Here is a 3,891-nt window from a genome sequence, read left to right as displayed (position 1 = left end):
CCACCGCCAAGAAGGCGGTCGCCAAGAAGTCCTTTGCTGCCAAGTAGGCCGTGACCAAGAAGACCGCTGCTGCCAAGAAGGTCGTGGGCAAGAAGGTCGCCACCGCCAAGAAGGCTGTCGCCAAGAAGTCGGCCACCGCCCGCAAGGTCGCTGGCAAGAAGACCGTGGCCGCCAAGAAGGTCGTGGGCAAGAAGGTTGCCACCGCCAAGAAGGCCGTCGCCCGCAAGTCGGCCGCCACCAAGAAGGCCGTGACCAAGAAGACCGCCACCGCCCGCAAGACGGTCGGCAAGAAGGTCGCTGTCGCCAAGAAGACCGTGGCCCGCAAGTCGGCCGCCACCAAGAAGGCTGTCGCCAAGAAGACCGCCGTTGCCCGCAAGTCGGTCGCCCGCAAGGCTGCACCGGCCAAGCGCGCCGCCAAGACCGTGGCCCGCAAGGCCCCGGCCAAGCGCGCCCGCAAGTAAGCAGGTAATGCACGGCGCCCGCCCCCGGGCGGGCGCCGTGAACACCGAGGAAACGCACCATGGCTGTCAGGATCGATCAGAAGATCACCGGGTATGCCGTCGTCACCCCCGAGGAGACGCGCCAGGCAGCGCCTGCCGCCGCCCCGCTCCCGGACGCCGCCAACGACATCGTGCAGATGCACGAGCGCATCGAGCGCCCTGACGTCCTGGTCGGCAACACCTACAAGATCAAATCGCCGATGGTGGAGCACGCCTTCTACGTGACCATCAACGACATCGTGCTCAACCCGGGCACCGAACACGAGCTGCGCCGGCCCTTCGAGGTGTTCATCAACTCCAAGTCGATGGAGCACTTCCAGTGGATCGTAGCGCTCACCCGGATCATGTCCGCCGTGTTCCGCAAGGGCGGGGACGTGACCTTCCTGGTCGAGGAAATGAAGGCCGTGTTCGACCCGCGCGGCGGCTACTACAAGATCGGCGGCGCCTACATGCCCTCGCTGGTGGCCGAACTGGGCAGCATCGTCGAACACCACCTCAAGTCGATCGGCCTGCTGCACGACCCGGAGATGAGCGCCGCGCAACGCGCGCTGATCGCCGAAAAGCGCCGCGAGTATGAAGCGCGGGAGAGCGAAGACCTGGCCATCACCGGCGACGGCGCCAGCTTCCCGCCCAGCGCCAGCATGTGCGAGAAGTGCTTCACCAAGGCACAGGTGTTCATGGACGGCTGCGCCACCTGCCTGAACTGCGGGTACTCCAAGTGCGGGTGAGCTGACTGCGATGCGCAACCTGGATTTCAGCTCCTGGCAGGCCATGCTCTCGACCCTGGTCGGGTTGGCGGTCATCACCCTGATCGGCGTGGGCATCCGCCTGGTGTTCATGCAGACCCTGCAGCAGCGCCGCGAGCGCGAGAACCGCCAGATCAACGAGCGGCTGCGCACCCTGATTGCCGCCTACAAGACGCTGGGTGGGTCGTTTACCGGCGCGCTGCATGTCGACCCGCGGCACCTGCGTGACCTGCGCCAGGCACCCGGCGAGGGCGACGAGACGTTGAACCTGCCACTCAGCACCGGCAGCGACCGTGCACGCCGGATCCGCGATGCGGTGGAAGCGGCGCTCTCGGACATCGTGCTGCTGGGCACCGACGACCAGGTGCGGCTGGCCGCGCATGCGGCCAACGAACTGGCCGCAGGCCGTGCGGTGCCTACCGCCGAACTGGTGGTATCGCTGCGCGACTTCATCCGCGAGGCGCTGGACCTGGCGCCCATTCCTGCCAGCGTTGCGATTCCGCGCCAAGGCCCGGCCCGGCCTGCGGCCGGTGGTGCCCGGGGCAAGGCCGATGCCGGCGACCGCGCTGGAGGGAAGGGCGGCGGTGGCGGTGGCATGGGCGGAATGGGCGGTGGTGGCGCCGGGATGGGCATGGGCCATGGCCAGGACGACGACAGCAGCCACGCGCGCTGAGCGGGGCGGTGGCTGCCCGGGCCGTCGATTCGACCGCTACATCGCCTGCTACTTCTTGAGTTCCACGATCGGTACGAAGCCGCCATAGATCATCCGCTTGCCGTCGAACGGCATGGGATTGTTGGCCGGATCCATGCGCGGGTCTTTCATCATTTTCTCCATCCCCGCATCGCGGGTGGCCTTGTCCGGCCATTCGATCCAGGAGAACACCACCGTTTCATCGTCCTTGGCTTCAACGGAGCGGAAGAAGTCGGTCTGCTTGCCGTGGGTGACGTCATCACCCCAGCATTCCACCACGCGCAGCGCGCCGAATTCCATGAACACCGAATCGCCTTCGTTGGCGTGTTTGATGAACTTGTCTTTGTTGGCGGTGGGTACGGCCAATACGAAACCGTCGATATAGGACATCTGCAGCCTCCGGTAACCGGTGCACCACGGCGGGCACCTTCAAGGAATACGACGCGTGGGGGTGCGGGAAATCGACAGTGCCTGTGCCACGTGATTCAGGCGGTGATGATTCCGTTAATCCAGCGTATCTGTCCAGATAATCAAAGAGTTAAGTCACTGGTTCGCCGCGCTGCAGCGTGATAAGGGTAAGAAAACCCTTAACGACGGTGAGGAACATCCTGATATTCGCGCGCCGCATTCCGCCTCACTATTCAAGCGCCGGGCAGCAGGCCACCCCAAGGGCCCTGCGGTTTGATGCCAGAGCTGCGTCAGCCGGTGCAATACGGAAGATGGACGCGTTAGCCGACTACTCCCCAAGAGCGGCTTCCCCAGCACGTGACGCCCTGCAAGGGTATCGTCGTGACCGGATTCCCTTCGCCCTGCCGAACCATTTCGGCGTAAGTCCAGCGGCGACCTCTCGATCACTCCCAATCCACCAGATCCCGCGCGTTGTAAACGCGAGGTTCATCGTGCGCCGCGAACACACACAGAACACCTGAAAAATGCAGCGCGCACGCGTATGACACGACGCGTCTGAATGGATGCCAAAAATTCGCGTAGTTGAAAGCGGCTCACTTCAGGGCGCGTTGTGTCGAATAACGGAGAATTTACATTCCCGATGCAGAAGCCGCTTGCGCCACTGCACGTACGTAGAACAGAAAAGGTGTACCCCCATGAAGACTTCCCTGATTGCCCTGGCGCTCGCCGCCGCTCTGCCGTTCGGCGCTTCGGCTGCTGAAGGCCTGTCCTACAACTACGCCGAAGGCGACTACGTCAAGACCGATGCCGATGGTGGCAAGGCCGATGGTTGGGGTGTGAAGGGTTCGTACGGCTTCCTGCCGAACTTCCACGCGTTCGGCGAGTACAACCAGCAGAAGACCGACATCGGCAACTTCAAGGTTGACCAGTGGCGCGTCGGCGTGGGCTTCAACCACGAAATCGCCACCAGCACCGACTTCGTGGGCCGCGTTGCCTACAACAAGTTCGACCCGAAGGAAGGCCTGGATTTCAACGGCTACAGCGCTGAAGCCGGTATCCGCACCGCGTTCGGCCAGCACGCCGAAGTCTACGCAATGGCCGGTTACGAGGATTACAGCAAGAAGCACGGCATCAATCCGGATGGCCAGTTCTACGGCCGCCTGGGTGGCCAGGTGAAGTTGAACCAGAACTGGGGCATCAACGGCGATATCAAGATGGATCGCCACGGTGACAAGGAATGGTCGGTCGGCCCGCGCTTCAGCTGGTAAGCGGCGCCTGATCGCTTCGCTACGCGCGGTATCGGCGTAGCGGCAAGGGCCCGGCACATTGCCGGGCTTTTTTTATGCGCGCGTAGGGCGTACCGACCAACGGTCGGTACCTACCACCGGCGCGCACATACCGTCCGCGTGCACGTACCGCCGGCGTGCGCGTACCGTCGGAATGGACGTGCCACCCGAGGTGCGCGGTAGGGGGCCCCCCGGGGGGGGGGCGCGCCCCCCCGGGCGAAATGGTCCGCGTACGGGGGACCCCCCGCCCCCCCCCCAAC

5 protein-coding genes are annotated in these 3,891 nt (G+C 64.3%); 4 read left to right on the top strand and 1 reads right to left on the bottom strand.

The window, feature by feature from the left end; translation table 11 throughout:
- The first annotated feature begins 50 nt into the window (after nt 1–50).
- The 3 genes from QMX79_RS20955 to QMX79_RS20240 are packed head-to-tail and all read left to right on the top strand — an operon-like array spanning nt 51 to nt 1,919.
- Entirely contained in the window at nt 51–461 is a 411-nt protein-coding gene (locus QMX79_RS20955; protein WP_336618881.1) for a histidine biosynthesis protein HisIE, read from the top strand.
- 59 nt (nt 462–520) lie between these two features.
- Nucleotides 521–1,228 carry an NrdJb gene (locus tag QMX79_RS20245; RefSeq protein WP_282248377.1) on the top strand — a complete coding sequence of 236 codons (708 nt, stop codon included), beginning with the start codon at nt 521–523 and terminating at the stop codon, nt 1,226–1,228.
- A 10-nt stretch (nt 1,229–1,238) separates the two neighbouring features.
- Nucleotides 1,239–1,919, top strand: coding sequence for a hypothetical protein (locus tag QMX79_RS20240; protein ID WP_282248376.1), 681 nt, complete (start codon nt 1,239–1,241; stop codon nt 1,917–1,919).
- A 48-nt stretch (nt 1,920–1,967) separates the two neighbouring features.
- On the opposite strand, the gene QMX79_RS20235 is transcribed toward QMX79_RS20240, so the two are convergent.
- A complete protein-coding gene (locus tag QMX79_RS20235; protein WP_282248375.1) occupies nt 1,968–2,327 on the bottom strand; it encodes a DUF1428 domain-containing protein in 360 nt (119 codons plus the stop codon).
- A gap of 713 nt (nt 2,328–3,040) precedes the next feature.
- Here QMX79_RS20235 and QMX79_RS20230 point away from each other — a divergent pair.
- Nucleotides 3,041–3,613 carry an Ax21 family protein gene (locus tag QMX79_RS20230; RefSeq protein WP_282248374.1) on the top strand — a complete coding sequence of 191 codons (573 nt, stop codon included), beginning with the start codon at nt 3,041–3,043 and terminating at the stop codon, nt 3,611–3,613.
- Nucleotides 3,614–3,891: the final 278 nt, after the last annotated feature.

The organism is Stenotrophomonas sp. PS02300, from assembly GCF_029959395.1.
GTDB classification, from domain to species: domain Bacteria; phylum Pseudomonadota; class Gammaproteobacteria; order Xanthomonadales; family Xanthomonadaceae; genus Stenotrophomonas; species Stenotrophomonas maltophilia_AD.
This window is presented reverse-complemented; position numbering and strand designations above follow the sequence as displayed.